Origin of the sequence: Yersinia intermedia (genome assembly GCF_900635455.1) — a bacterium.
In the GTDB taxonomy this organism is placed as follows: domain Bacteria; phylum Pseudomonadota; class Gammaproteobacteria; order Enterobacterales; family Enterobacteriaceae; genus Yersinia; species Yersinia intermedia.
The window spans coordinates 1,419,878-1,445,743 of sequence record NZ_LR134116.1; the positions used below are offsets into that span (position 1 = coordinate 1,419,878).

The following is a 25,866-nucleotide window of genomic DNA, read 5'->3' on the forward strand; positions in this document are numbered from 1 at the left end:
TCTACCTATCTGTTAGATAGAAGGTTCTACGGATACCCCTACAAATAATGCCATTATAAATATTTATAATGGCATTATTTTCTGCTTTAAATTCCAGCTATTTTTTCGCTGGGAATGCTTGTTTAACCAATCCACTGTTTTTATTTCTCCAGTACTTATCTGCTTGTTTACTCTGCTTATGTCAGGTTAAGTAAAGTCCAACAATTAATCTGACCGAGTAATTATCGACTCCTACAAAATAACTGACAGCGTTTGGAAAGATATATCTTATATAAAATAAGTGTTGATTTTATGTTTCAAAGTGTTTGACTATTGTCATGTGAATTAAGCATTCTGTAAATTAAGCAAAAGGGAATAATCATGCTTTGGGAAAATACCAAGGAGCAGTTCGGGCGTATAACTATTGGTATCCACTGGTTAGTGGCATTTACAGTATATGCATTGTTTGCTCTGGGTTTATGGATGGTAACCTTAGGCTACTACGATGGTTGGTATCATCAGGCACCTGAAATACATAAAAGCATCGGATGCATACTGTTTGCAGTGATGTTATTTCGGGTGATTTGGCGCTTTATTTCGCCGCCACCAAAACCATTATCGAGTTATAGCCGTTTCACTCGGCTCAGTGCGATATTGGTACATTTGATATTATATCTAGTGTTATTTTGTATTATGTTCAGCGGTTATTTAATCTCAACGGCCGATGGGCAACCTATCAATGTATTTGGTTGGTTCACTGTCCCTGCAACACTGACTAACCTACCTGATCAGGCAGATACTGCCGGAACTGTGCACCTCTATTTGGCTTGGGCAGTCGTCGTGCTTTCACTCTTGCATGGACTGGCCGCAATTAAACACCATTTCATTGATGGTGATGTAACCCTTAAGCGGATGCTGGGACGTAGCACCGATTAACCAACTGTATTATGGAGAATTAAATATGTTTAATAAGACCCTGTTGGGCCTGGCTGTAGGGGCACTGATGTTTACTGCAGGCAGTGCTGTAGCCGCCGAATATAAAATCGATAAAGAAGGGCAACATGCCTTTATCGAATTCAGAATTAAACATTTAGGATATAGCTGGTTATACGGCAGTTTTAATGATTTTGACGGTTCTTTCACTTTTGATGAGAAAAATCCGGCCGCTGATAAAGTCAATGTGGTGATCAATACCAATAGTGTTGATACCAACCATGCCGAGCGTGATAAACATCTGCGTAGTAAAGAGTTCCTGAATGTCAGTAAATACCCACAGGCGACGTTTGAGTCGACCGACGTTAAGAAAAATGCAGAGGGTTATTCCGTCGTGGGTAATCTGACATTAAACGGTGTCACTAAGCCGGTGACACTGGAAAGCAAGTTGACGGGGCAAGGTAATGATCCTTGGGGCGGTTATCGTGCTGGTTTTGAAGCCAATGGCACGATCAAACTGAAAGATTTTAATATCACCACTGACTTGGGTCCGGCTTCACAAGAAGTCGAGCTGATTTTGTCAGTCGAAGGTGTTCGCGCTAAATAGTTTGGGTGACACGAATACCGCAGTTGCTTGACCTAAAGGAGCCTTGTGCTCCTTTTCTTTGGTCGGTACCCAGCGTGGGTGCTTGAGTTAAAAGTTAAACTAATTAATCGGATATCCTTCCAATAGCTATACTTAAAAAATCGGACCATAGCGTGCAACCATCATTAAAAGATTAATTTGACTCACTAATCGTATTTAATTGTTCGTGGGGTATATATGGCCAATGTTCCCAAAAAAACGCGCACTATCAAACCACCCTCTTATTTAGATGCCATTACGCCGATGCTGTCGTTGGTGATACTCGTCGGTGCATCTGTCGCGCTGTTTGGGCTTCAGGCCGTCAATGGCCCCTTACAGGTTGCCCTTATCCTTTGCACCATGATTACTTCGGTAATCATCATGAAAAATGGTCATTCGTGGGAGGATATTGCCCAGTCGACGCGTAAGGGGATATCGACGGTGGTCGGTGCGATATTTATCCTGCTTGCTGTTGGTGCATTAATTGGTACCTGGAACATGTCGGGGACAATCCCGACCTTGGTTTATTACGGCATTATTCTGATTACCCCGAATTGGTTTTTCCCCATTACTTTTCTTGTTTGCGTCGGGGTTTCTATGAGCATTGGCAGTTCATGGACAACCGCGGGGACTATTGGCGTCGGGTTAGTCGGGCTGTCAAATATGATTGGTGTCTCACCAGAGATAACCGCAGGTGCGGTGATTTCGGGTGCCTATGTGGGGGACAAAATCTCGCCATTATCAGAAAGTACTGTGTTGGCCGCACAGTTGAATGGTGTTGAGCTGTATCGCCATATACAGGCACAACTTTGGACCACTATTCCTGCCGCATTGATTGCTTTGGTGGCCTTCATCATATTAGGTATCAATCAACAAGCCAGCTTTGATGCCACAATTACGCACGCCGAATTAGCCCGATTTGATGAGTTATTCAACATTACACCTTGGAATTTACTGCCACTGATATTCTTGCTTGGATTATCCGTCGGTAAAGTCCCGGCACCTTTGGCCATTATTAGCGCTGCGTTGCTTGCTGGTGTGATGGCGGCATTTATTCAGCCGCAGGCCATTGCGCGCTTTATTGCTGAGCCTGATACCGCGTTACCCATTGCCGCTGTGAAGGGCGTCTGGCTGGCGATGGCTAATGGTTTTCAGGAGAACTCTGGTATTCCACAGATGGATGCATTGTTGTCGCGCGGGGGAATGGACAGCATGCTGTTAACTATTTGGTTAATCATCGGTGCGGTGACGTTCGGTATTATGGTGGATGACTTTGGGCTGCTTAATAAGCTGGTAACCCCTATTTTGTTGCGAGCCAAAACCGTTGGGCAACTTTTTGCTTCTGCGGTTGCTACGGCCATTGGGCTGAATATCGTCGCGGGTGATCAATATATTGCTTTATTGCTACCCACACGGTTATTCCACGGTGAATTTGCCAAACGCGGGTTAGCGCCAGAGAATCTTTCTCGCTTGGTGGGGGATGCCGGTATCGTCACGTCTCCGTTGATTCCCTGGAATTCTTGCGGCGCCTATATGGCGGCTGTATTAGGCGTATCCACCATGGGCTACCTGCCATTTGCGGTATTTAATATTGCTGCGCCGATAGTCACGTTAATACTGGGTGTTACCGGCTATAAGGTTCGCCGAATTGTGGTTGAGAGAGCTTCATCTGTGCCACCAATACCCAGTGATCGCCGGGGCGATGGGCTATAAACACAAGCTAGCCCTTGCTATACCCAATACGCGCCCAGTGAACTGGGCGCTTTATTGATGGTTGAGCGCTGATTGGCCTAAATAGGGCCCGTCACCGACTGAGTCCCTGACAATCAGTTCGGACTGAAATATATTTTCAGTTGATAAATACCCCCCGTCTAACATTGAAATTAGCCGGTTAATGACATCATTTATCATACCGCTGACCGGGTCTTTAATACTGGATAACGATGGGCTTAAAAAAGGCGCAATGGGAATATTGTCGAACCCAATAAGAGATACGGCTTCAGGTATGTTGATCCCCATCTCATTTAATCTTTTCATGGCACCAATGGCCATATCATCATTGCTGGCGATAATGGCACTAAATGGTTGTTGGCTGGCTAATAACGATTCGACTGCAGTTGCACCACTGAGCGGGGTCCATTTCCCTTGAATAATCAGGCTATCCCGCAGCGGAAGCGAACATGCTCTTAATGCTTCTTTGTATCCAGAAAGGCGCTCAATCGCTGTCGGTGAATCCAGTGAGCCGGTGATAAATGCAATATCCTGATGGCCTCGTTCAATAAGATATTTTGTTGCATTATAACTGGACCCTTTATGATCGCAGAAAATACAGTGGCTGTGGTTTTTTCTTAATTTTCTGTTGACCACCATAATAGGCTGCTTATATTTATCAATAATAACATCCATATCATCCACAGTTAAAAACCGGGGGTAAATTATTATTGCATCGCAACGTAAATCGAGCAGGAATTGGATTGCTTCTTGTTCTTCTTCCGCGCTGTGTTTCCCGTCAACCAGCACCAATTGACGGCCATTATTCTCTAATTTTTTTGCCGCTTGAGACAGTATTTCATTAAAGTAGTTACCATTATAAAGAGTATTGGTCACCACTAAACCAATGCATTGTGATTTATTGGTCGCCAGATTTCTGGCCAGTAAGTTTGGCCGATATCCGCTCTCTTCAATCGCTTTATATACCTGCGCTTTAGTCACTTCACTGACATAGCCTTTGCCTGACAGAACACGCGAAACAGTGGCTTTCGAGACACCTGCTTTTTTTGCCACTTCTTGCATTGTAGACATAGGTCTTTCCTACCCGTTGAAAATTATTGTCATTCTATACCTTTCATCCTTGAAACTGCACGGCTGTTAGCAATATTCACTGACCCTCTGAGCGGGTATACAGGCTGTTCCCATTGGGTTCTGGTCAATGGGCCATAGACTGGTGGCTGACTGCAATACTCAGTTCTTTAGGCCTACAGCTACTGTCTTACACAATCGTCCCGGATTAATGCCGATCTTTATCACATAATGAAAATTTAATGCCGACATCTATTGAATTGTAATTGGTAATTTAAGATTCTCGTGTGGAACCGGTTACCTAATTGCCTGATAATAACTAAAAGCAAGGGTATACCGGCAGGTGATATTTAAATAACTATATGAATATAATAGCTAATTACCACTTATACCGGTGAGGGCAGTCCCCTTAGACCGCAAATGGTTTGCTTAGCTCGGCGTGCGTCATTACGGGGAGTTGCTACTCATGTCAAAGAATTATGCCGCAGTATCCGCATCGATAGTCGATGCCATTGGTGGGGTGAATAACATCGCAGCAGTGACCCACTGTATGACGCGTTTACGCTTTGTGCTTAACGATGATAGTGCGGTTGATCTGGCGAAGTTGAAGTCCATCACCGGTGTGCTGGGTGTGGTGCGCAATGAAAACCAGTGTCAGGTCATTATTGGTAATAACGTTTCATATGCATATGCTGAAGTGCTAAAACTGCTGCCAGAAGGGCTGGTAGCTGAAAATACACTGCCGCAAAAAAATAAAATAACCTTGAAACGTATTGGCGCAGGGATACTTGATGCGCTGATTGGCACCATGTCACCTCTGATACCGGCCATTATCGGTGGGTCGATGGTAAAACTGTTAGCCATGATTCTGGATATGACCGGTGTTTTTGGCAAAGGCTCATCGACACTGATTATTCTCAATGTCATTGGTGATGGGGCGTTCTTCTTCCTTCCGGTTATGGTTGCGGCTTCTGCTGCACTCAAATTTAAAACCAATATGTCGCTGGCTATCGCCATTGCCGGGGTGTTGGTTCATCCAGCCTTTATTGATTTAATGGCGAAAGCTGCACAAGGCCAACAAGTTGAGTTTATGGGCGTTTCGGTCACGGCAGTGAAGTATACCTATACCGTTATTCCGGCATTATGTATGACCTGGCTGCTGTCTTATATTGAAAGATGGGTGGATCGCATTACACCCGCGGTGACCAAAAACTTCCTTAAGCCGATGCTAATCGTGCTGATTTCCGCGCCTATTGCCATCATGTTTATTGGCCCTCTGGGGATCTGGATCGGCAGCGGTATTTCTTCGTTAGTGTACACGGTTCATGACTATCTGGGCTGGCTCTCGGTGGCGATTATGGGGGCACTTTGGCCATTATTAGTTATGACCGGCATGCACCGTGTCTTTACTCCAACCATTATTCAGACCATTGCGGAGACGGGCAAAGAAGGCATGGTTATGCCATCAGAGATTGGCGCTAATCTTTCACTAGGCGGCTCTTCGCTGGCTGTCGCTTGGCGAACCAAAAACCCAGAATTGCGCCAAACGGCACTGGCTGCAGCCGCATCAGCGATTGTCGCGGGTATTTCTGAACCGGCACTTTATGGGGTGGCATTGCGTCTTAAACGCCCGCTGATCGCCAGTCTTATCAGTGGTTTTATCTGTGGTGCGGTCGCTGGAATCGGTGGGCTGGCAAGCCATTCGATGGCATCTCCTGGATTATTTACCAGTGTCCAGTTCTTCGACCCGGCCAATCCAATGAGTATTGTATGGGTGTTTGGTGTGATGATTCTGGCCATCGTGATTTCGTTTATTACCACGCTGTTGCTGGGCTTTGAAGATATTCCGGTTGAAAATAGCGAAAGCGATACCGCCCATTCTGCTGTTGCGCCGAGTGCAGTAAAAATTAACTAAATACGAGGTATGTAATGCCAGCATCAACATTTCCCGACGGTTTCTTATGGGGCGGCGCATTAGCCGCAAACCAGGCCGAAGGTGCTTGCTTTGAAGGTGGAAAAGGGCTGACGACGGTTGATATGATCCCTCATGGACCACACCGTTTGGCAGTGAAGTTGGGGCAGGAGAAGCGTTTTACCTTAAGAGATGATGAGTTTTATCCCAGTCATCAGGCGATCGATTTCTATCATCGTTATAAAGATGATATCGCATTAATGGCCGAAATGGGGTTCACCGTATTTCGTACCTCAATCGCATGGAGCCGAATTTACCCTAACGGTGATGAGCTAACCCCAAATGCGGAGGGCATCGCATTTTATCGCGACCTTTTTGCCGAGTGTAAAAAGTACAATATTGAGCCACTAGTGACGCTGTGCCACTTTGATGTTCCCATGCATCTGGTCACAAAATATGGCTCGTGGCGTAACCGGAAAATGGTTGATTTCTTTGCCCGTTATGCGCGCACATGTTTTACGGCGTTTGATGGATTAGTTAAATACTGGCTCACGTTTAACGAGATTAATATCCTGTTGCATAGTCCGTTCTCTGGCGCTGGGTTGGTGTTTGAGCAACAGGAAAATCAGGAGCAAGTAAAGTATCAGGCGGCTCATCATGAGTTGCTTGCCAGCGCCTTGGCGACAAAAATTGCCCATGAGGTCAATCCTGCTAATCAGGTGGGTTGCATGTTGGCGGGGGGGAACTTCTATCCGCGCACTTGCAAACCCGAGGATGTGTGGGCCGCGCTGGAGAAAGACCGTGAAAATCTGTTTTTTATTGATGTACAGGCCCGAGGTGCTTATCCGGCTTATACCAAACGGCTTTTCAGGGAGAAAGGGATTTCAATTGTGACTGAAACGGGTGACGACGAGATACTCAAACACACAGTGGATTTTGTCTCCTTTAGTTATTATGCCTCCCGCTGTGCGTCGGCAGATATGAACGACCATAATAGCAGTGCGGCGAATATCGTAAAATCGCTGAAAAATCCTCACATTAAGGCCAGTGAATGGGGTTGGGGTATTGATCCTTTAGGTTTGCGCATCACCATGAACATGATGTACGACCGCTATCAGAAACCGCTATTTTTGGTTGAGAATGGGCTGGGTGCCAAGGATGAAATCAACCCGCAAGGCGAGATTGACGATGATTATCGCATCAGTTATTTGCGCGAGCATATCAACGCGATGGGGGAGGCCATTGCTGATGGCATTCCGGTAATGGGCTATACCTCATGGGGTTGTATTGATCTGGTTTCTGCTTCTACCGGTGAAATGAGCAAGCGCTATGGTTTTGTTTATGTTGACCGTGATGATCAGGGCAACGGGTCTTTAGCCCGTAAGAGAAAGAAATCCTTTTATTGGTACAAAAAAGTTATTGCCAGTAACGGTGCCGATTTGGATTAAGTCATCTACCGGGATATCGTCTATAGCCGATATCCCCAGTGGATAAATATAGTCGGGAGCGGGTCCATTTTCTCCTTATGATGTATTACTCGGCGCTATCATTACGATCGTGCGGGCCTTTCTTCAGATGAATCATGAAATCGGTAAATGCGGTGCGCAGCGGTGCAAACAGCGGGTGTTTACGGTTTTCCAGCATTGTTTCTGAAAACAGTTTCAGCCCGAGGGCAAATGCTGCGGTTTTCTCTTTGCCGAAGTCTATATCTTCCCGCGCTTGTAACCGTTCGATGATGCCGAGGATCTCGTCGTGATTCTCGGCTTCGAACGTTAGCGGGGCTTTATCAATAGCGTCACCTTTGCGGTCGGTTAGCGGCTCAATGGTGATGCGATAACGATATCCCGGCATCAGCTTTTCTCCTGATCTTTTTCATCAGTTGTAACCGATGGGGGGGCTAATTCTTTTTCAATCACTTCTACTGCTGTCAGTAATGCGGCGTTAATGCGCGCCACCTGCTCTGGTGCGACATCAGAACGCATCATACTGCTGCGCAGAATATGGCGTAAGCGATGCATAGCATCAGAAATACCTTCTGCCAGATTCCCTTCTGGCCGTCGATTTACCTGCGCCAAGCGGGAGAAAATCACATCCACTATTTGTTGATTTTGTTGTAATTCCACTTTACCCGCATCAGTGATTTGGTAGCTTTTACGGCCATTACCGGTTGCCACTGGCGTGACAAAATCTTGCTCTTCTAGCAGCGTTAGCGTTGGGTAGATAACCCCAGGGCTTGGGACATAGAGCCCAGAAGACGCTTCTTCAATTGCTTTAATCAGCTCGTAGCCGTGGCTCGGCTTTTTATCAACCAGCGCCAAGAGTACGATGCGCAAATCTCCGTGTTCGAACAAACGGTGCATTTTATCACCACGACCACGCCTGCCACCCCTTACTGCCTCAGCGCCTTCAGCGGCCATATGATGACGGCCCCCGCGATGCATTCTTTTGCCACAACAGCGCTGCCCTTCATGGTGTTCACCACCTTGGTGATGACCACATTTTGAAAAACCAAACATAATGACTCTCCTTTAGATATATCTAAACAACTTAGATATATCTAATTTAGATCGATATATCTAAATCCGCAAGCCGAGAGTAAAAAATAGTGGATTTTCTGGGTGAAAATAGAGGGGGTTTTTACGTTATTTATTGATATTTATCATAAATATTTATTATGTGCCAACGAGAAATGGAGTGAGGAACAAGTCACATATAGTGAGGGGGATGGGTTGGCTGGTAATGTTTTAACAGGATTTTATGGACTTAGTGGGACGTGCTGAGAGGTGCTAATGGTGTCCCCTACAGAAATCGAACGTATAAATATTTTCATGATTTAAAAGAGAATTTTTATAGGTAGTCATAATTGTTCCAACATTAATACCAACAAAGAATTTTTATGTCGCTGTCATCGGTTAAGTCTTTGAAACTTGCATAAATCGAGTAAGTCTGGGAAGTTCAACACTAACAGATTATGGTCTATTGCTGGAGTGTGTTTCGATGAAAAATTGGTCCCCAGAGCATACAAAAGAAATCAAAGCTTGGCTCGACATAGATAACTACCGTAAGTTCGAAGAAATCACCTTAAACGGCCTGTATCATGAACTTTGGGCAAGATCGCATTTGTTTAAGCCATGGCCCACGGAGGAAGAGAAAAAAGGGCTGTGGAACTACATGACGAAAATTTTCAGTGGCAACCCCCATCTTTTCAATGACACACAACTCGACTACCCAACGACCAACGATAGCCTTTACAATCCTCCCCACATTTTTATAACTGATATCAGCAGGCTTGCTCAACTGAGTGTATCTGCTCTCAATGTGAATCTTTTCACTTGGGAAAGAGGAAACGATATATACAGTGTTAACGCTCCCCATCACGAAGCTTATGTATCAGCGCTAATGTCTCCTATATGTGAGAAAACTGTTCTGCTCGAAATCGATCTGGGTAGTGGAACAGACGATGAAATTACAGAGTCCATAAAAGCAGCACTGCCTCAATGGAGACGGATTAAAGGGGTTGAGGTTGATGAGGCTGGGGCGGTTCGTTTTGGCTATGGAACTATCAAAAAAATCATAAACTATCGTTTGCCAGCGATGTTGGACATATTGCTATGGGCGAAAAGGAAGGATGTTCGAGTATCAGATGATCGCCTTTCTCGTCTTCTATACACGGACGAAGACGATGAGGCTTCAATCCGGCTTCACTATCACATCAAAGATGCAGATCGACCACTTGCTATGAAAGCTGCAACAATGGACTTCGCCAAGCAGTTCAATTTTTTCATGAATCGAAATCCACATCTAAAAAACATGAGAGTTTCAGATGTGATGAAACTCTCTGATTCCAACTAATCGTAACTCCACGACACCTAGATCTACAGGGCTACTCATTGCCCTGTAGTTCGGAAGCTCGCTCCTTTCTTATTCCGACAGTTCGTATAGTCATTTCATTGAAACGAACAAGAAGAAATATGAAATGAACAACAAAAGCACTCGTCTAATACGTCTTCCTGAAGTCCTCTTGAGAACTGGTTACGGAAAAGCCTGGATCTATCGGCTCATCAGCGAAGGGCGTTTCCCAACTCAAATTAAAATCGGCTCACGGTCTATAGCTTTTATTGAAAGTGAAATTGATGATTGGATTCAAGCAACAATAGATGAAACAAGAAAAAACGCTGCTTAAAACTAATTCTATTAAAGGATAGAGAAAATGGAAATATTTACAAAAATGTAAAGTTTGAATGATAAATACAGGGTTAAACTTTACAAAATACTTAACGAAAACATTGAGTGTCTTATTCTAGTTAGGTTTGACACTCGTTTCTAAGTATTAGGTGTACATAATAGTTACTAGATCTACCAGATGATAAATTGTAATTTTTCAAATCGTTATATATTGATTTACATATAATTTTAAGAATATTCTCTTTAATTTTTTTTGTAAATTTAAAAACCGTCTATTACTAATATATTAGAACTATACTTTTTGTAAACTTTAGGAGGAATATATGTGTAGTATTTGCGTGGATTCATTTATGTTTGAAAATGGTGAAAGATATTGTCATGTTGTTGATAAAGAAACAGGGGAACCACTTTTTTATCCTAATCTGTATATAACAACACAAGTCAGGAATCGTTCTGAATCAATATCAACAATGAAAGTGATAGCAGGCAACATTTCATTGCTATATCGCTTTTTTTACAATAAGAACATTGAGATTGACGAAAGAATTCAGAAGATGATATTTCTGACTCCTAATGAAATCGATGACTTGATAGAGTATACATCGATCAATTTCAAGAAAGCAAAACCTAACAGTTTTAAAGATATTGCTGTTAAAATTCCAACTAGATATTTCAGGGTGACAACAATTGCTAACTATCTAGAATGGTTATGCAAAATTCATCTTTCTCTTTCAAGCCAGAAAGATAAGATTAAAGAGATACAGATTTTCATTAAAAACATCAAAAGAAAACAGCCAAGGAACAACAGTAAATATAATATGAATATTGAAAAAAGTTTAGATGAAAATCAACTTGATTCCTTATTTAACGTGCTTGCACCCGGTAGTAATTCAAACCCATTTTCAATGAATGTACAAAAAAGGAATAATCTGATATTTCTGTTGCTTCACTCATTTGGCATTAGAGTTGGTGAGCTTTTGAATTTAAGGATTAGCGATATCAATTTTTCAGAATCAACAATCTCTATAAGAAGAAGACCTAATGATAGATCAGATCCACGAGTATACCAGCCATTGGTTAAAACTTGTGAGAGAAAGCTGAGTGTTGATACAACACTAATGCTGGAAATTTCAGACTATATTTTAAATGATAGACGCAAAATTAAAAACGCGAAAAAGAACGATTTTCTTTTTGTTACTTACAAGGAAGGCCGAACCCAGGGACAACCTCTATCATTTTCCTCCTATCATAAAATAGTCAGCGTTGTTCGACAATCATCTTCACTTTTAGATGGATTGACAGGTCATAAACTTAGACATACTTGGAACTATGAGTTTTCGAAAGCAATAGATGAAATAGGGGGCATCTCAGATGAAAAGGAACAGCAAATCCGTTCTTACCTAATGGGATGGAGACCGGGTTCAGACACTTCATTAATCTATAATCGCAGGCATATTGTCGAAATTTCGAAAAAGACATCAATTGATCTTCAAAAGACACTATTTAAAGGAATGTGTAATGAATAATATTATGCAAAACAATAAAAAAATAGAATCTAATGAAGGTAAAACCATTATCGTCCAGAGGGTATTAGGTTTAGATGAGAACAGTAAAATAAGTATTAGCAATTTAATCGAGATTATGAATGTAAACTTGCTTAATGGATTCATAAATACATTGCAGCAATATGCTTGTAGTAATAGTCGTTCTTACGTAAAAACCATAATTAATCATATGGTGCATTTCATTAAGAACATACAGCCAGAAAGCATTAATGATAAGGCAGTAATGCAATATAAAAATATCCACCCTACAAATTTACGGGTTTTAAGACCATTTATTATTAAATGGTTCGAGTTTGGATATCCTGGAGTTGATGAAAATGCAGTTGAGTTATTGAAACACTTCGATCTTAAAATAAAGAAATTTGGGCAGGCAGTTTTGCAAGACGACCCGAATGAAGGACCACTAACTAAACATGAGCTTGATTCATTGATCAAAGCTATAACTAATGCGTATGGCAAAGGGGAATTATCATTATCAGATTATGCGATATCGTTATTAATTAGCATGACAGGAAGAAGGCCGCAGCAGTTAGTTCTGTTAAAATATAAAGATATTAAAAAAAAGAATATAAGTGGCGATTTAACTGAATTCTTAATTAGTATGCCAAGAGTTAAACAACGAGATGTACAACAACAATATCGGGATATTGCTATAATCCCGCACCTGGCTTCGATTATAGTTAAGCAAGCCAATGATTCAGTTGATCTTGTTGAGAAAGTTCTTGGCATGTCTCTTGATGATAAGGTTAAAGGAGAAATTCCTATATTTCTAAACAAGCAAAGCCTGTGCAAGTTAGAGAAAACAAAAAATATATTTGAGCTAACAAATAATGATGTATTAAATGCAAAGCCTTCAATAGCCCATGCTGCATTAACTAGAATAGTTAAATTTGAAAATTTAATTTCAAGCCGGACAGGTTTGTTACTAAAAATTAATCCAAGAAGACTTCGTCATACGATAGCGACACTGCTGGCTCAGGATGGTCATGATGCCAGCGTCATTGCCGAATTGCTTGACCACTCTTCGACTTCAAGTGTTGGGATTTATATTAAGAACTTAGCCGATAGTGCAGAAAGGATAGATAATGCTGTTACAAAGCAACTTTCATTTTTAGCAGATATTTTTATGTATGGGATGAAATCGAAAAAAGACCTGGCTTTTAAGTTTTTCTCGACAAAAATATGTCAATCGCAAAATTCAGATTACCCTTGTGAACAATGTGCTTTTTTTATCCCATTTGAAGATATTAAGGATAACAGTTAATGAATAATATCGTTTTGTTTAAATCTAAATATTCAATAAATGTGGAGGATAATTATAACAACTTCATAAAGTTTTGCCATTATAAATTGATTGGATTTACTCAAATTAAAGATTGGGATAACTGTGTGTGGAAAGGAGTTACGACATTTCGGAAGATCGGCGTGGGGTGCAAAAAATTCAGTTCTGCAGATGCAATGCATGACGAGTTTGCTAATTTTGCTAAAGCATACATTAAGTATCAACACTCACTAAAACCGCTAAAGAGCTATGGATCTGTGATGATGGCATTGAGGTGTCTTGAACAAGCACTTTTGCAGATTTGTAGTAATGGTTTCATTTATAATGTTACAACCATAATTTTTGATGAAGCAATGCAAATCGGAAGAAAACATTTCAAGGGTAATGTTTTGGCACAATGTGGAACACAGCTTGAAAGATTATCCAATTTCCTTTACGAACATAATCTTGTAAAAGCTGGCTATATAGCTTGGAAAAATTCGGTAAAACAAAAAGTTAAAAATAATTATATTCCAGTCATAGATGACTATCAAAGAAAAGATAAATTGCCCAATGAGTCTGCGTTATTAGCTATTGCAGATATCTTTTCAAAAGATGATGATGTAATGAGCCAAAGAGATATGTTTACAAGTTCAGTATTTGCGCTTCTCCTCTGTTGTCCAAGCCGAATTTCTGAGATTTTAGCTTTACCTGCTGATTGTGAAATTATCCAGCAAGATAGCAAGGGAATTGAAAGATATGCTTTGAGATTTTATTCAGTTAAGGGATATGGGCCTAATATAAAGTGGATTCCACAAGTTATGGTGCCAGTTGCAAAGAAAGCTGTCAGAAGGCTACGTCATCTCTCTCGAAATGCAAGGTCACTGGCTATATGGTGCGAAGATCACCCTGACGAGTTTTATCGACATGAACTGTGTCCATTGGTCGATGAAAAAGAGAAATTAACAGTTGAGCAGGTCTGCCATGCATTGGGATATCCTTTGCATGACAAAAAAGCATGTATATTGAAAGTTAAAAGGACGAGTCTTGATGGCAATAAGACCTTCCTTAATGCAAGTGATTACGCATACACATTGACTGAACTATGGAAAATGATTCGTTCAGGATTTAGCCAAAATTTCCCATGGTTTGATAAAGAAAAATCTATAAAATATAGTAATGCATTATGTTTACTTAATGATAATCAGCTTGTTTTGTCACGAATGACGAATATCTATTCTCTGTATAAACCTACTAAAGGATTCTTTTCCGTTGATATGCAATGGAAAGAAAGTCATGAGTATGGTTATAAAAATATCTTTGCTCGATATGGTTTCTTTGATGAGGAAGGAAAGCCACTACTCATTCGTTCACACCAGCCAAGACATCTTTTAAACACAATTGCTCATTACGGTGAAATGTCGGAATTAGATATCTCAAAATGGTCTGGTAGAGTCAATGTAAATCAGAACCGTGTTTATAACCATATTTCAGAAGAAGAGATGGTGGAAAAAGTTGGAACTATTGATTTCCATGTAAATTCTTATTGCCATAAGGAGCCGAACTCATCTGCAGGATTAGCTGTGAACTTAAATGATCTTCAGCATGGAGCAATACACTTAACAGAACGCGGTTATTGTATTCATGATTATGCAATTCTACCTTGTGAAAAAATAAATCAATATATTGAGTCATACAATCACTTAAAAGAACTAAAACCAACTGATAAGAATAGGCTTCTAATCATCAGAGATAGAATAATAGAGTTCAAGAGACTAACTCACGTAGCATTTGAAAATGGTGACTATGGTGCTGAAAAATGGATCAAGCATCATGAGTTGAATTTAAATAGAATAAACAATCTGTTAGGTAACTAAAATAGGAAAAATCTATGGCAAAACATTTGAGTAGTAGTGAGATAAAGGAGATAACATATATTATAAAAATGTGGAATGGGAAAATCACATGGGTTAATTTGTGTGAGTCAATACACAAAAAATTAAATAGAACCATAACTAGGCAATCACTTAATTCACATGAGGAGGTTGTCGAGGCGTATAGAGTTAAAAAGAACGTATTAAATTTGAAAGCATCTGATTTAAAGAAACCTGCAAATTTAGCTATTGCTGCACAGCAGATTTTGAACCTTAAAGCAGAGAATGACGCATTAAAAAGCCAAAATAAAAGGTATAAGGAACAGTTTACCCGTTGGCAGTATAATGCTTACAGGCATGGTGTTTCACCAGAGAACTTGAATCGACCATTTAATCAAAAGTAAATAATAATGATTGAGTTAGTATAATGATATTTTTATTATTTATTTTTAGATTGATAGGTTTTACCTATTGACAATTGCTCTAAAGCTGATAATTATTTAGTTAAGTCAGGAAGACAAACCTATTGCAAGGATGCAATTTATGGATAATAAAATAGATTCTCTAACAAGAGAAGAGCAGCTAATCATGCTCATCGATAAATATATCAATGACACGTATAACCCAGAAGATGAAATATATACATATAAGTTATATTTGATCTTTGTTGGATATCATCTGAAATATTTTCAACCCCATGCTATTTACAGTGATTCTGTTAGTAATATTGATAATGTTATGCAAATGTTTTGCAGCGTATTCAAATGTATGAAAAGTAACTTCATTAAAAAATTACGGAATAAAGATGTCATTTTTATCCAATTAAATGCACTTGTTGACTATATCGAAGGGAATCAAATCAGATTAGAGCAAGTCTACGTTGAATTGAAAGCTCAGTATGAGAAGCGTGAGATAAGCAAGGGGGTTATAAATAAGGGAAGTTCGAGGAAGAGAGTAAGGTTGTGATACGTCTATCAAAAAAAAGCTCCCAGAAGGGAGCTTTTGTAAGGTAATTAATCATTAATTGCCGATCACTTTCCAGCCATCGTCAGTTTTGAGTAATCTAACTGGTGTAGTTCTGTTTTCATTATTAATACTTATTTCAGCATTGCATTTGTAACTTTTATCAGATTCTTTTGCACAATCAATTTTCTTAACAGAGTTTAGCGTTCTAAGCATTGCTTCCGGAGCATTTGGGTTAATGGCTCGAACTGCAGAATTCCCACTCTCTATAGACTTGTTTAATGCATTTGAAATATCATTTTCTGAGGGCTCGCTATCGCACCCTGCAAGCAGGAAAGAAGAAATTATGACTGCTGCAACAAAAGTATATTTTTTCATTTTATTTTCCACATAGATATTTTTTAACCACGTTTAAACTTATCTCGATGAATCTTCGATGTTTACCAATCTGAAGTAAAAACGTTTGTACCGATCGATGGCTTACTTGTGATAGATATAACCTATCAACGATAAATTATCGATCTGTTAAACCGATCAATCAATCTCGTGAAATCAATGGATTAATCCCTACTTTCGATGTGGTTGCTTTCAGGCCGATGAAATTGGTTGTTATCTTTGTTGTTTAAGATTTGCAGTAAACTGAGAACGAACAGGAGGGGGAAAGCGGTGAACAGTGAAGATGTTCTTAAAGTTTCTGACTGGATACAATAAAGAGAAACCTATTTTTTTCAATAAGTTAATCAATAAGAGCCATGAGTTAAAACGAGTAACGTTTGCAGATTTACTTCTTTGAGAATTTTGTAAATCGAAAACGGCCTTGATTATGCGTTTGCGTTTATCCTCCTTAACATCAATTTTTGAATCGAGAGAAGCAATTTTTTCAGAAATACTTAGTGTTTCTTTCTGTCTATACGACAAAATCCTTGCAGGAGCAGGAGCAGGAGCAGGAGCAGGAGCAGGAGCAGGAGCAGGAGCAGGAGCAGGAGCAGGAGCAGGAGCAGGAGCAGGAGCAGGAGCAGGAGCAGGAGCAGGAGCAGGAGCAGGAGCAGGAGCAGGAGCAGGAGCAGGAGCAGGAACAACTTGCCTGGTATTCAGTAGTAGTGAGTTTTCGCGTTCAGGCTCGTAGTTGAGAAGCTTTTGAAGATTCGCCCATGAATACATTTTGCCGAGTTGAGATGCTTTGAATGCAATACCCTGGTATTCAAATGAGAAGCCATTCATTTTTCCCGTCGAAGCGATATTGGCTTTACAGGTCACTTGGCTATCTGCGAGTCGCTTGATAAAAGTTAGCAGTTCAGGCGTATCAGCTAAACTTTTATCAATGATCTGTTGAAGAGCTTCTTTTGGTGAGGGCTCCCCAGTCCGTTCAGATAGCATTTTCTCATTACGGGACACTCTCTTCCGCTTCGGTTGTGCCGGTTTGGTTGAAGATGCGGCTTTGGTAATAGTAAGGCCATGAGTAATCTCAAGTTCACTAATAATCCGGGTGCTGATGAGGTTTTCGTTCCTGCCAAGGTAAAGTTTACCGGCACTGAGATTTATGCGGCTTGCGATGATATGTATGTGCTGGCCGGCTTCGTCATCGTGCAACACATAACACCTAAGATGCGTTTCTGAGAAGCCCATGCGTTGCATGTAGTCGTTGGCAAATGATACCCACTGTTCATTGGTTAGGCTTTCACCGCAGGGCAACCGAAGCGAATTGTGCCACACCGCTTTTTCTACTTCCGGGCGAAGCTGTTTGGTGTCATCAAATTCAGCAATCAGTTCAAGGGCTAAGTCACTCAGCATATTGCCCCCGATAACGACTGGATCACTTTTATGATGTGAACCAGGCTTCAATGTATACTGGACCACACCTGAGAAGTTCTTACCTCTCTTGATCTTCTGCATACCCTTCACGAGAGACACTCCAAATATCCGCATTAAGAAGATGTTGACGAAGTTCACTGATCTGTCTTCTGACTGCAAATAGTTCAGTATGGGTAAGCTGGCTTTCTTTGCTCTTACCATCAATATGAGTCGCAATACGATTTAGCTTTTGTGATATTTCAGAAAGTGCTTTCCACGCTTCGGTATTAATAGCGGGTATAATGGGGGGTAATTTGTGTAGGGATGCCATACGAAGCCATTCGCCTTTGCTTCTAGGACCACGTTTGGTATTAAGGTATTGTAATTCTATATTGTTCAGTCTAACACTAACACAATGGGTGCGGAGAAATTCTGAGGGGAACGGGGATTGTGCTTTTAGATGTGTTGGGTTTGTGACAATATTAGGCACCGATTTTTTTCCATATAAACTCCTTTTTATATGACTTCAATTGATATACTTATAGATTACTTTATTTTATTGTCAATACATGAAATCTCATTATGCAATTCACATAAAGCTGAAGTTACCTCGAGTTTTATGTGAATTAGGATTGCTTATAGGGTTTTTCTATTATTTTTATGATGTATATATCTCCGCCATTCTTTAGTGAGAGATTTGTTATTTATCTTATATAAACATGGTAGGGTATTAGGTGCTTTTTCTATAGCCGCATTATAATCCGACATCAATAGTAAAACATCTGCCTCTAAATAATTTCGACCTTCAATACCTTCGATTCTTTCAAAAATATCAGTAATGGTTTTAGTTGCATTAAAGTATGAAAGCATTACACCTAAATAATCAGAGGATAATAATAATATCAAGAATGCAATTAAAGTTCGCGCTATTGAAAAAATGGTTGGGGACTGAATAGTCACGGAGGAAACCCATCCAATGATAATAAACAATAATAATAATAAACTTAAGAACAATAACATTATTTTCGCGCTGGTTTTTTGCAACGCACATGTCCAATATGATGACTCTTCTATCATTTCAGTTAGGCGTTGATACCCTGGCGTTTTTTTAGTTGAAAAATATGTATCAATAGAAAGATTTTTATCATCAATCGATGCTGTGAAATTTTTATAGATAGATACATTTTGCTTATTTGAAAATACTCCTTTAAGGCCATTTTTTATTAACAGAGCACGCCGGGCTTGATCACCAGCTTGTCGATGGCGTTGTTGTAAATGTTCAAACCTAAGCCAAAGTATAGTTGTAATTACACCGAAAAAAGCAACTAAAAGAAGAAAAAAATTATCATCAATGTAAACTGAGGTGGCAGATAAAATAGCCAAGAAAAATTGTGCTAGCATCATTTTAATCTGATACTTCCCAGCCATGTCTAGCTCTGCTCTTTGATGTGACAAAAGATTGGTAGCATCATATAGAGAGTATTCTTTTCTTAATATACTTGATATGAAATCAGACTTCCCGGAAGTGTAGGACTCCAGATCATTATGATGTTTCTTTATTAATTCTGATTTGAGTTCGCTATATTTTTTTTTGAGACTTTCATCTTCATTTAGAATGTCACGAAAAAGAGACATATCAGTCCCCCACCTTGAAGTAGGGATGGTTATATGCAAATTAATTGACTCAATGCTGTCACACTGAACCGATTTAGTTAAAAAATATCTCGGAGTTTTATCGCATTGCTCAATAATTTTATAACCTAACGTGTCAAGATGCTGAAGTATATCGGCAATATGACTCCATTCATCTACGGTCAGCAAAATATCTATGTTAGGCTTGGCTATAATATGTTCTATTGAAGTTGAACCAACATGCTCGATGTGAATATTATAACTTGCACCAGATATATTGGTTCTAAGATTATCAGATTCATTCTTGAAGATGTTCCTCCATTTAGAACTCCAGGGAGTTAGAGTGATTTTCTTTTTATTAGATATTTGCATAGAGAGTCCATTTTCCTCTTTTAAAAACTCATCCAACTCTATTGGTTTTTATGAAATTTATCTATCTTTTTTAGGCGACATGGCCACCAAAATATTATCAAAGAAGTTCTGAGCATCTCTTTTCTTCCTTTTTCTTGAAGGTAGAGCTCTTGACAAATTGAAGTATATGGAATATTTAATTCTAATACATAAATAAGGAGGCATCATGAGTAATTTAATCAATATATATGAGGACGTTTTTTGCCAACCAGGGAGGGTAATAAGTGTCGAAAAAAAGAGAGTCATAACTGAAAAAGGAGTTTTGATCAGTTTTTATGAAGCTCAGGTGGAGTATCCTAATGGAGATAAAAGCAGCCATATATACTATCCTGACAAAAAAATAAAAGATTTTTTGAATGTCTGGATCGTATTTGACTGCTTTATAAGCAATGATAAAAAGTACATCATACATATATATTAATAAGATATCATGGTTTTTTATTAGTTGCTGAAATATTTCTTTCATTATTTAAAATTGTATCTTGTAGTGAATTTTTTTCAATAATAACCAAGAGTGTTTCAGCGAGGGAATGTTCACTATGAGTATTATAATACTCCTCTGAGAATTTTGATGTTCTATCATCTTCACAGGTTAATTTATTCGCAGTAATATCGTAATTGAATTTTAAATTTTCAGCAGACTCATTACTTTTCACTGTTTCCCCCTCAATGGTATTTGCAAAAGTTTCATTAAACACATACTTTTGAGCACAGCTAAGAGACACATGTGATCGGAAGGACGTAGGACTATTGGGAATAAAAGTAATAAATAGCGAATCAACTTTTTTTGCGCCCGATGTGTTTTTGTCTTTATATATATAAACTTCAGCTATAACTAATGAAGACATATATTTACCCTCTTTGATATGTTGATTTTTAAATTCTTTGTTTCTCGGCAAGCTTTTTATAATAAACACCAAGAGCTGTTAATCTACATCCGGTAGAGTTCATAGCTGCGAAATACATATGTTCCGCATCTACAGGTATAACTAAACCGTGTCTATTACAAGCCTGTAATTGCTTAAATATGTTTATATTATTTTCATCCGGCATGTTGGATTCAGGTTCAAAACTAGGATTCAAATTGAAAACGGATGAGTCTTCTTTGAACCAGACTGGTAACATCCTGAGAGTGTCTAAGGAAATCCGTGGACCTGTTTCTCTCAAGATAACAAACCTGGAAACATTAGTTTTAAATACGGGTCGTTGCTCCCACTCACCCAAAGCTTGATCAACAAAGCTATATAAACTCCCCGGAGTAACATATCCTAATATATTAGCTCCCGCACTATACAAGGCTTCCAGCATTAAGGTAGTAAAGATACCATGACCATTTTCTTCCATGGCAAACTCATCTCTTTGACAGGCGGTTAAAATAGTGCTTCCATCTGATATTAGAGATTCACCTCCTCTTAAATTCCTTATTTGTCCAGCAGCACCTGATTGGCAGCAGTCAAGTATTATAATTTTATTGCGTATCTTATCTGCATTGTTTGCCCAATTTAATATATCACTTATCCTCACGCCATTATTTTTACTTTGATTATAATCAAACGGTAGGATGACCCCTTCATCAATATTTTGATCAAAGTATCCATGTCCTGCAAAAAATAATAGAGCGATGTCCGCATCACCGCTAAATAACGTCTGAATTTCCTTTTCAAGGACTTCGCGTGTTACAGGCTTCGCTGGGGAGTTTATTAACTTTTTAGCACCAAAATTTGGCCTTCCATCAGCATGTCGGCTTAACACTTCTGACATAGATATTGCATCATTTTCACATCCTTTGAGGTCTTGGATGCTTTCATATTCATTTATTCCAATAAATAGGGCTTTTCTCATACAAACCTCAGGATAGTTCTCTTATAGCTGCAACGATGCTATCGGCATTCCATTTTACTATTCTATCTGATGCATTTTTTACAACCGTTGATGTTCTTTCTGAACCCCAAGGCTCTATAGCAATAATAGGTTTTCCATATTCTTTGGCTATTCTTATTTCTGCATCTATCCATTTACTATATGATGCATAGACTCCAGCCAAAATAAGAACTGAGCTGCTTGGTGACATTTGACTTTTTATTGCAGAGTAAAGGGCTATATCGCCTTGAGCACCTATTATAGGATCTATTCTTGGCACTGAATAGTTTTTAAAATTAAAATACCCCCGATTGCTAAGAATGCTCAATAGTTTCTCGTAGCTATCAGTATACTTCCATGAATGACTGATAAAAAGGTTGTATGTTTTCATGTTTTGATTACCTGCTTTTTGAAAGTTCAATCAGATATCCCGATACAGTTTTACTACCTGTGCCGAATGTTTTTTGCCTAAAACGTAAAGTTCCATTTTTAGACGAAGGCCACTGAGCATGTAAATTATTATCCACACAAATTTCATTTCTTCCAGAGGATAATTTTGTCGCTCTAAATACACATTCACCAAATGCTTTCACTTGTCTTTCTTTTGGCAATCCAACTAAAGAAACAATTGCTTTACTAATCCCCATGCCTACACCAAGATCAATTTCTGGCAAGCTGTATCTTTCATAAATAATACGATTAAGTATTGGCCTTAATTCTTCAATTATATCAATTGCAGCCCTTCTTGCCCTATACATAGCTTCAGTTTTGTCACTTTCATCAACCAAGAAAAATGCCAATATTCCATCACCTAAATATTCTGTAGTTTTTCCATCATGAAAGGCTACGACTTTGGCTAAAGAAGGTAGTAATGCTGAAGTTTCGTAAAATACTCGTTGTAGATCTGATATTTTCGCATTCTTTGGCGAAATTGCTTGTAATAAATGATTGGTTGAGTCTCGCATGTCTGCTACTAATGCTATGAACTCACCAATTACTGTTTGTCCTTCATAAATAGGAGGGAGACCAGGCATTAATGACTCATTTCCTGCAAATATTCTGCTATCTTGAGCATGGCTTTTTCTCATTTCTGTGGCTATTTTGTAACCACCATTTTGCCAATGTGCTTGAGCTTGATCAAGTGAACTATTAATTATAAATTCTATGCTGGTTTTTGTTCGTTATTCATATTTATATCTTAATAAAATTATTTATTAAATAAATTGCTGTGCTTAAAAATAACCAAAAAAACATTAATTTAGTGGATCTAGAATAATACCCTAGTTTAATCTCTCTAATATATGTGATCTTCATTTTCTCATATGTTAACTCTTTAAGAATTCCATTCTGGTCAGGCAGACTGCTAACTACCTCATCTACTGTGAGATTAGAAGTTACTTTTATTTTTAGTCCAAAATTATCAGTTTCAATCTTGAAAATACCTTTTCCATAAAACAATCCACTTGGTTTATCTCCATGCATATGCTTATTAGGATCTGATATACTGGTTAAAGCTAAAAATAGATATATTACAGATAATAACCAAGTTCCACATATCGAAATTAGGCATAATTTATAAATTGAACTTGAAGACCAAATTTCCATTACAGTGCTGTTTAATGTCTGTAACACAGTGATCGGCATAAATGCAATTACAAAAAGGAAGCCAATTTTTACATCAATGGCTTTAATAGTAGCTTGAGTATCGTTCAGAGATTGGTATAAAAAATTAATTTTATCTTCCATAATAGTATCCGGAGGTCATTTATTCTACGATGATATGATAAACCACCAACATGAACAAGGATTTAGATAGCATTTCGATGTTGTGACTCTTGTTTATAAGAAAAAATGATTTAAAGCGTTTTATTATTCAGTTTGGCTATAATTATGACTAATTCATTTAGTTGGAATTTACCAGTATTAGGCAAGTCTACTTATCTTACAAATACTACTCTAGGAACCGCTTAGAGTTCAAGTCGCTAGGTGATTTTTATCGTACATTATCAATAGATTGTGTCATGCCTCACAATCAAAACTTTTCCGAGAAACTACATTAGAATGCATACAGGATGGTAATAGACTTTTCTATGCAGGATACCGCTGGTTTGGTAACCTAAGGTGAAGATTTTTCATAGCCTCCCACGTTTGATAAGCCGCTTGGTTAGTGGGTTGTGCTAAGAGTCTTGTGGACAATCCGACAAGATTCAAAACGATGGACTATGTGATTCACCATGATGAGAAGTAACGAACTTAACTCTTTTCAATTGACTGCTTTAAGTAGACTTTTTTCCGCTTCCGTCTTCAACGAGATAGCGAAAAGAGGGCAGTCTCCTATGTTTGCTCGTTCTCTCCGAGAGACCGAGCTTTTTGACCATGCAGATACACTTGGGATTACCGTCGGTGAAGCCTTCAATGAGGCATTTGCCTTACTTAGACAAACTGGCTTGCGGAATGAGTATGTTTATCGTTCTGCACTCACACACAATCTTTTGCTTGGAAAGCATTCGTTAAGAACTGCCTGTATGCTAAATGAGTTTAGAATCGGCTCCTGTAAGGCTGACCTTATCATATTGAATGGCACAGGGACGGTTTATGAAATAAAATCTGAAAGAGATTCGCTTAGCCGCTTGAAAAACCAAATTTCGAATTATAGAAAAGCATTCGGGAAGATTTATGTGATCGCAGGTTCTGAACATATAGATGATGTTCTAGACACTACTGAATCGACAATTGGTGTGCTAAGTTTAACTAATCGGAATAGCATTTCAACTATACGAGAAGCAATAGAGGTTTTAGATTTTATTTGCCCCGTAACGATTTTTGAGTCTTTAAGATTAAATGAGGCAAAAATTATCGCATCAGAACTGGGTGTCAATATTCCAGAGTTGCCTAATACTCAAATGCATGGTTTTTTGAAAGATACTTTTGGTAGTCTACCGGCTCTCTCAGTTTATAGTTTAATGATCAAGACATTAAAGAACAGTAGAAGTTTACTTTCTTTAAGAGAGTTAATTCTCAATTTGCCAAAATCTTTACAACCAGCAGCACTTTCTATTCAGCTTCGCTTTAAGGATCACGAGCGATTAATCAATACGATGCAAGTTCCTCTTTGTGAGGCTTTGTTATGGGAGTAACGAACTATGTATTACCCTTATTTTCGCGGGAAGCAATTTGAACTGTTAGCTATTAGAGAAACGGCTAATGTGATGGCTGAGGCTGGTTTTACTCCAATTATTGAGCCTGTGCGAGAAGCTCTGAATGGCCTAGAACGAACGTTGAAATCAATTGAAGATAATGATGGAAATGCGATAGTTATAATCAATCCTTCATGTGGCGATCATTCTACTGATGGTCAAAGCATAGCCCAGTTATTGAAAAAAGAATTCAGTAAATATCAAAAGATATCTGTAGGAATACTCCTTGAAGAAGGGATGACTATTGCAGATATTCACAGCCTTCTTCGTTCTGGGCTTGCTCATGATGTTACCTTCATTCACGCAGGCTTCGATGAACCAAACGCTTTACACGAAGAATTCGGAGATGATTATAAACATATATTCCTTTCTAACCATTGTTCAAAGACCTATCGAAAACATTTTGCAGGTTCAGAAAGAGTCCTAATTAAAGATGGGTTTGTTAAGAGACGCAATGCTGATCATCCTGATTTCGAATTCTTTTCTGATCTCCATCTAAATTTTGAAGATGAAGGAATGGATGGTTTTGGTGATTTTTTGATTGTTGGTGATGAATATAGTGAATCAGGTGGACCAGCTTATGCGGTTGCGATTCATCTTACTTGCATTAATTCAAAACGTGAAAACGAAATGTATATTTATCATTTTGTTTCAACAACTCGTGACACACCGACAGACCCAGCGGGAAAATTTGCTCAATCACTTGAAAAATTGATGGATGCCTTAAACTCAGGGAAATCTATGTTGCTTGAAACCTCGGCAATTAAAGAATTTAGACGCTTACATAATCCGAGCCACTTTCCTGGTTTAGGAATAGTAAAGAAATTGTCTATGATTCATCATATAGAAACCTTGGCCGATTTCATGGATGATAAATAA

27 protein-coding genes are annotated in these 25,866 nt (G+C 39.0%); 15 read left to right on the top strand and 12 right to left on the bottom strand.

Annotated features, from left to right (window positions below; translation table 11 throughout):
• Window positions 1-360: 360 nt before the first annotated feature.
• From EL015_RS06600 to EL015_RS06610, 3 genes are all read left to right on the top strand, one after another.
• The gene (locus EL015_RS06600) at window positions 361-915 is read left to right on the top strand and encodes a cytochrome b (protein ID WP_005183572.1); all 555 of its coding nucleotides are present in this window, start codon (window positions 361-363) and stop codon (window positions 913-915) included.
• A gap of 25 nt (window positions 916-940) precedes the next feature.
• A complete protein-coding gene (locus tag EL015_RS06605; RefSeq protein WP_005183570.1) occupies window positions 941-1,519 on the top strand; it encodes a YceI family protein in 579 nt (192 codons plus the stop codon).
• Between the two features lie 216 nt (window positions 1,520-1,735).
• Window positions 1,736-3,250: a Na+/H+ antiporter NhaC family protein gene (locus tag EL015_RS06610; RefSeq protein WP_005183568.1), complete on the top strand. Its 1,515-nt coding sequence runs from the start codon at window positions 1,736-1,738 to the stop codon at window positions 3,248-3,250.
• 51 nt (window positions 3,251-3,301) lie between these two features.
• On the opposite strand, the gene EL015_RS06615 is transcribed toward EL015_RS06610, so the two are convergent.
• Window positions 3,302-4,339 (bottom strand): LacI family DNA-binding transcriptional regulator, encoded by a 1,038-nt coding sequence (locus EL015_RS06615; protein ID WP_032905949.1) that lies wholly within the window; start codon window positions 4,337-4,339, stop codon window positions 3,302-3,304.
• Between the two features lie 463 nt (window positions 4,340-4,802).
• On the opposite strand from EL015_RS06615, the gene ascF reads away from it, so the two are divergent.
• Both ascF and EL015_RS06625 read left to right on the top strand, forming a co-directional pair.
• On the top strand, window positions 4,803-6,251 hold the full coding sequence (gene ascF, locus EL015_RS06620) for a PTS cellobiose/arbutin/salicin transporter subunit IIBC (RefSeq protein ID WP_005183557.1): 1,449 nt from the start codon (window positions 4,803-4,805) through the stop codon (window positions 6,249-6,251).
• 14 nt (window positions 6,252-6,265) lie between these two features.
• Window positions 6,266-7,696 carry a 6-phospho-beta-glucosidase gene (locus tag EL015_RS06625; protein ID WP_005183555.1) on the top strand — a complete coding sequence of 477 codons (1,431 nt, stop codon included), beginning with the start codon at window positions 6,266-6,268 and terminating at the stop codon, window positions 7,694-7,696.
• Window positions 7,697-7,781: 85 nt separating this feature from the next.
• Here the strand turns inward: EL015_RS06625 and EL015_RS06630 are convergent, their stop codons facing one another.
• Window positions 7,782-8,099 carry a DUF3861 domain-containing protein gene (locus tag EL015_RS06630; RefSeq protein ID WP_032905948.1) on the bottom strand — a complete coding sequence of 106 codons (318 nt, stop codon included), beginning with the start codon at window positions 8,097-8,099 and terminating at the stop codon, window positions 7,782-7,784.
• The gene (locus EL015_RS06635) at window positions 8,099-8,764 is read right to left on the bottom strand and encodes a PadR family transcriptional regulator (RefSeq protein ID WP_005183552.1); all 666 of its coding nucleotides are present in this window, start codon (window positions 8,762-8,764) and stop codon (window positions 8,099-8,101) included. Before EL015_RS06635 ends, EL015_RS06630 begins: the two co-directional genes overlap by 1 nt.
• A 481-nt stretch (window positions 8,765-9,245) precedes the next feature.
• On the opposite strand from EL015_RS06635, the gene EL015_RS06640 reads away from it, so the two are divergent.
• The 7 genes from EL015_RS06640 (at window position 9,246) to EL015_RS06670 (ending at window position 16,099) form a co-directional block, all read left to right on the top strand.
• On the top strand, window positions 9,246-10,100 hold the full coding sequence (locus tag EL015_RS06640) for a DUF6387 family protein (protein ID WP_005183550.1): 855 nt from the start codon (window positions 9,246-9,248) through the stop codon (window positions 10,098-10,100).
• A 124-nt stretch (window positions 10,101-10,224) separates the two neighbouring features.
• Window positions 10,225-10,431 (top strand): helix-turn-helix transcriptional regulator, encoded by a 207-nt coding sequence (locus EL015_RS06645; RefSeq protein ID WP_032905947.1) that lies wholly within the window; start codon window positions 10,225-10,227, stop codon window positions 10,429-10,431.
• 325 nt (window positions 10,432-10,756) lie between these two features.
• Window positions 10,757-11,959: a tyrosine-type recombinase/integrase gene (locus EL015_RS06650; protein WP_005183547.1), complete on the top strand. Its 1,203-nt coding sequence runs from the start codon at window positions 10,757-10,759 to the stop codon at window positions 11,957-11,959.
• Window positions 11,952-13,262 carry a tyrosine-type recombinase/integrase gene (locus EL015_RS06655; protein WP_032905946.1) on the top strand — a complete coding sequence of 437 codons (1,311 nt, stop codon included), beginning with the start codon at window positions 11,952-11,954 and terminating at the stop codon, window positions 13,260-13,262. Before EL015_RS06650 ends, EL015_RS06655 begins: the two co-directional genes overlap by 8 nt.
• Window positions 13,262-15,136: a hypothetical protein gene (locus EL015_RS06660; RefSeq protein WP_005183544.1), complete on the top strand. Its 1,875-nt coding sequence runs from the start codon at window positions 13,262-13,264 to the stop codon at window positions 15,134-15,136. Before EL015_RS06655 ends, EL015_RS06660 begins: the two co-directional genes overlap by 1 nt.
• A 14-nt stretch (window positions 15,137-15,150) precedes the next feature.
• Window positions 15,151-15,537 (top strand): hypothetical protein, encoded by a 387-nt coding sequence (locus EL015_RS06665; protein ID WP_032905945.1) that lies wholly within the window; start codon window positions 15,151-15,153, stop codon window positions 15,535-15,537.
• Window positions 15,538-15,667: 130 nt separating this feature from the next.
• Entirely contained in the window at window positions 15,668-16,099 is a 432-nt protein-coding gene (locus EL015_RS06670) for a hypothetical protein (protein ID WP_005183538.1), read from the top strand.
• Window positions 16,100-16,153: 54 nt separating this feature from the next.
• Here the strand turns inward: EL015_RS06670 and EL015_RS06675 are convergent, their stop codons facing one another.
• The 4 genes from EL015_RS06675 to EL015_RS06690 form a co-directional block, all read right to left on the bottom strand.
• Entirely contained in the window at window positions 16,154-16,474 is a 321-nt protein-coding gene (locus tag EL015_RS06675; RefSeq protein WP_032905942.1) for a hypothetical protein, read from the bottom strand.
• Window positions 16,475-16,705: 231 nt separating this feature from the next.
• Window positions 16,706-17,989, bottom strand: coding sequence for a relaxase/mobilization nuclease domain-containing protein (locus EL015_RS06680; RefSeq protein ID WP_126286776.1), 1,284 nt, complete (start codon window positions 17,987-17,989; stop codon window positions 16,706-16,708).
• Window positions 17,967-18,368: a hypothetical protein gene (locus EL015_RS06685; RefSeq protein WP_050413735.1), complete on the bottom strand. Its 402-nt coding sequence runs from the start codon at window positions 18,366-18,368 to the stop codon at window positions 17,967-17,969. Before EL015_RS06685 ends, EL015_RS06680 begins: the two co-directional genes overlap by 23 nt.
• A 155-nt stretch (window positions 18,369-18,523) precedes the next feature.
• Complete coding sequence (locus EL015_RS06690) at window positions 18,524-19,891, bottom strand: GrpB family protein (RefSeq protein ID WP_005183528.1); 1,368 nt, start codon at window positions 19,889-19,891, stop codon at window positions 18,524-18,526.
• A gap of 205 nt (window positions 19,892-20,096) precedes the next feature.
• On the opposite strand from EL015_RS06690, the gene EL015_RS06695 reads away from it, so the two are divergent.
• Window positions 20,097-20,351 carry a hypothetical protein gene (locus EL015_RS06695; RefSeq protein ID WP_032905938.1) on the top strand — a complete coding sequence of 85 codons (255 nt, stop codon included), beginning with the start codon at window positions 20,097-20,099 and terminating at the stop codon, window positions 20,349-20,351.
• 7 nt (window positions 20,352-20,358) lie between these two features.
• Here EL015_RS06695 and EL015_RS06700 read toward each other — a convergent pair whose 3' ends face one another.
• The 5 genes from EL015_RS06700 to EL015_RS06720 all read right to left on the bottom strand — a co-directional run bounded on the left by EL015_RS06700 (window position 20,359) and on the right by EL015_RS06720 (window position 23,536).
• Window positions 20,359-20,778 carry a hypothetical protein gene (locus EL015_RS06700; protein WP_032905936.1) on the bottom strand — a complete coding sequence of 140 codons (420 nt, stop codon included), beginning with the start codon at window positions 20,776-20,778 and terminating at the stop codon, window positions 20,359-20,361.
• Between the two features lie 28 nt (window positions 20,779-20,806).
• The gene (locus EL015_RS06705) at window positions 20,807-21,772 is read right to left on the bottom strand and encodes a caspase family protein (RefSeq protein ID WP_005183522.1); all 966 of its coding nucleotides are present in this window, start codon (window positions 21,770-21,772) and stop codon (window positions 20,807-20,809) included.
• A 7-nt stretch (window positions 21,773-21,779) separates the two neighbouring features.
• Window positions 21,780-22,181, bottom strand: coding sequence for a TIR domain-containing protein (locus EL015_RS06710; protein ID WP_032905934.1), 402 nt, complete (start codon window positions 22,179-22,181; stop codon window positions 21,780-21,782).
• 7 nt (window positions 22,182-22,188) lie between these two features.
• Window positions 22,189-22,878 (bottom strand): adenylate/guanylate cyclase, encoded by a 690-nt coding sequence (locus EL015_RS06715; protein WP_241971673.1) that lies wholly within the window; start codon window positions 22,876-22,878, stop codon window positions 22,189-22,191.
• A 103-nt stretch (window positions 22,879-22,981) separates the two neighbouring features.
• On the bottom strand, window positions 22,982-23,536 hold the full coding sequence (locus tag EL015_RS06720; protein WP_032905931.1) for a hypothetical protein: 555 nt from the start codon (window positions 23,534-23,536) through the stop codon (window positions 22,982-22,984).
• Between the two features lie 590 nt (window positions 23,537-24,126).
• Between EL015_RS06720 and EL015_RS06725 the strand changes: the two genes are divergently transcribed.
• Both EL015_RS06725 and EL015_RS06730 read left to right on the top strand, forming a co-directional pair.
• Window positions 24,127-24,927: a sce7726 family protein gene (locus EL015_RS06725; RefSeq protein ID WP_241971674.1), complete on the top strand. Its 801-nt coding sequence runs from the start codon at window positions 24,127-24,129 to the stop codon at window positions 24,925-24,927.
• A gap of 6 nt (window positions 24,928-24,933) precedes the next feature.
• Complete coding sequence (locus EL015_RS06730) at window positions 24,934-25,866, top strand: sce7725 family protein (RefSeq protein ID WP_005183509.1); 933 nt, start codon at window positions 24,934-24,936, stop codon at window positions 25,864-25,866.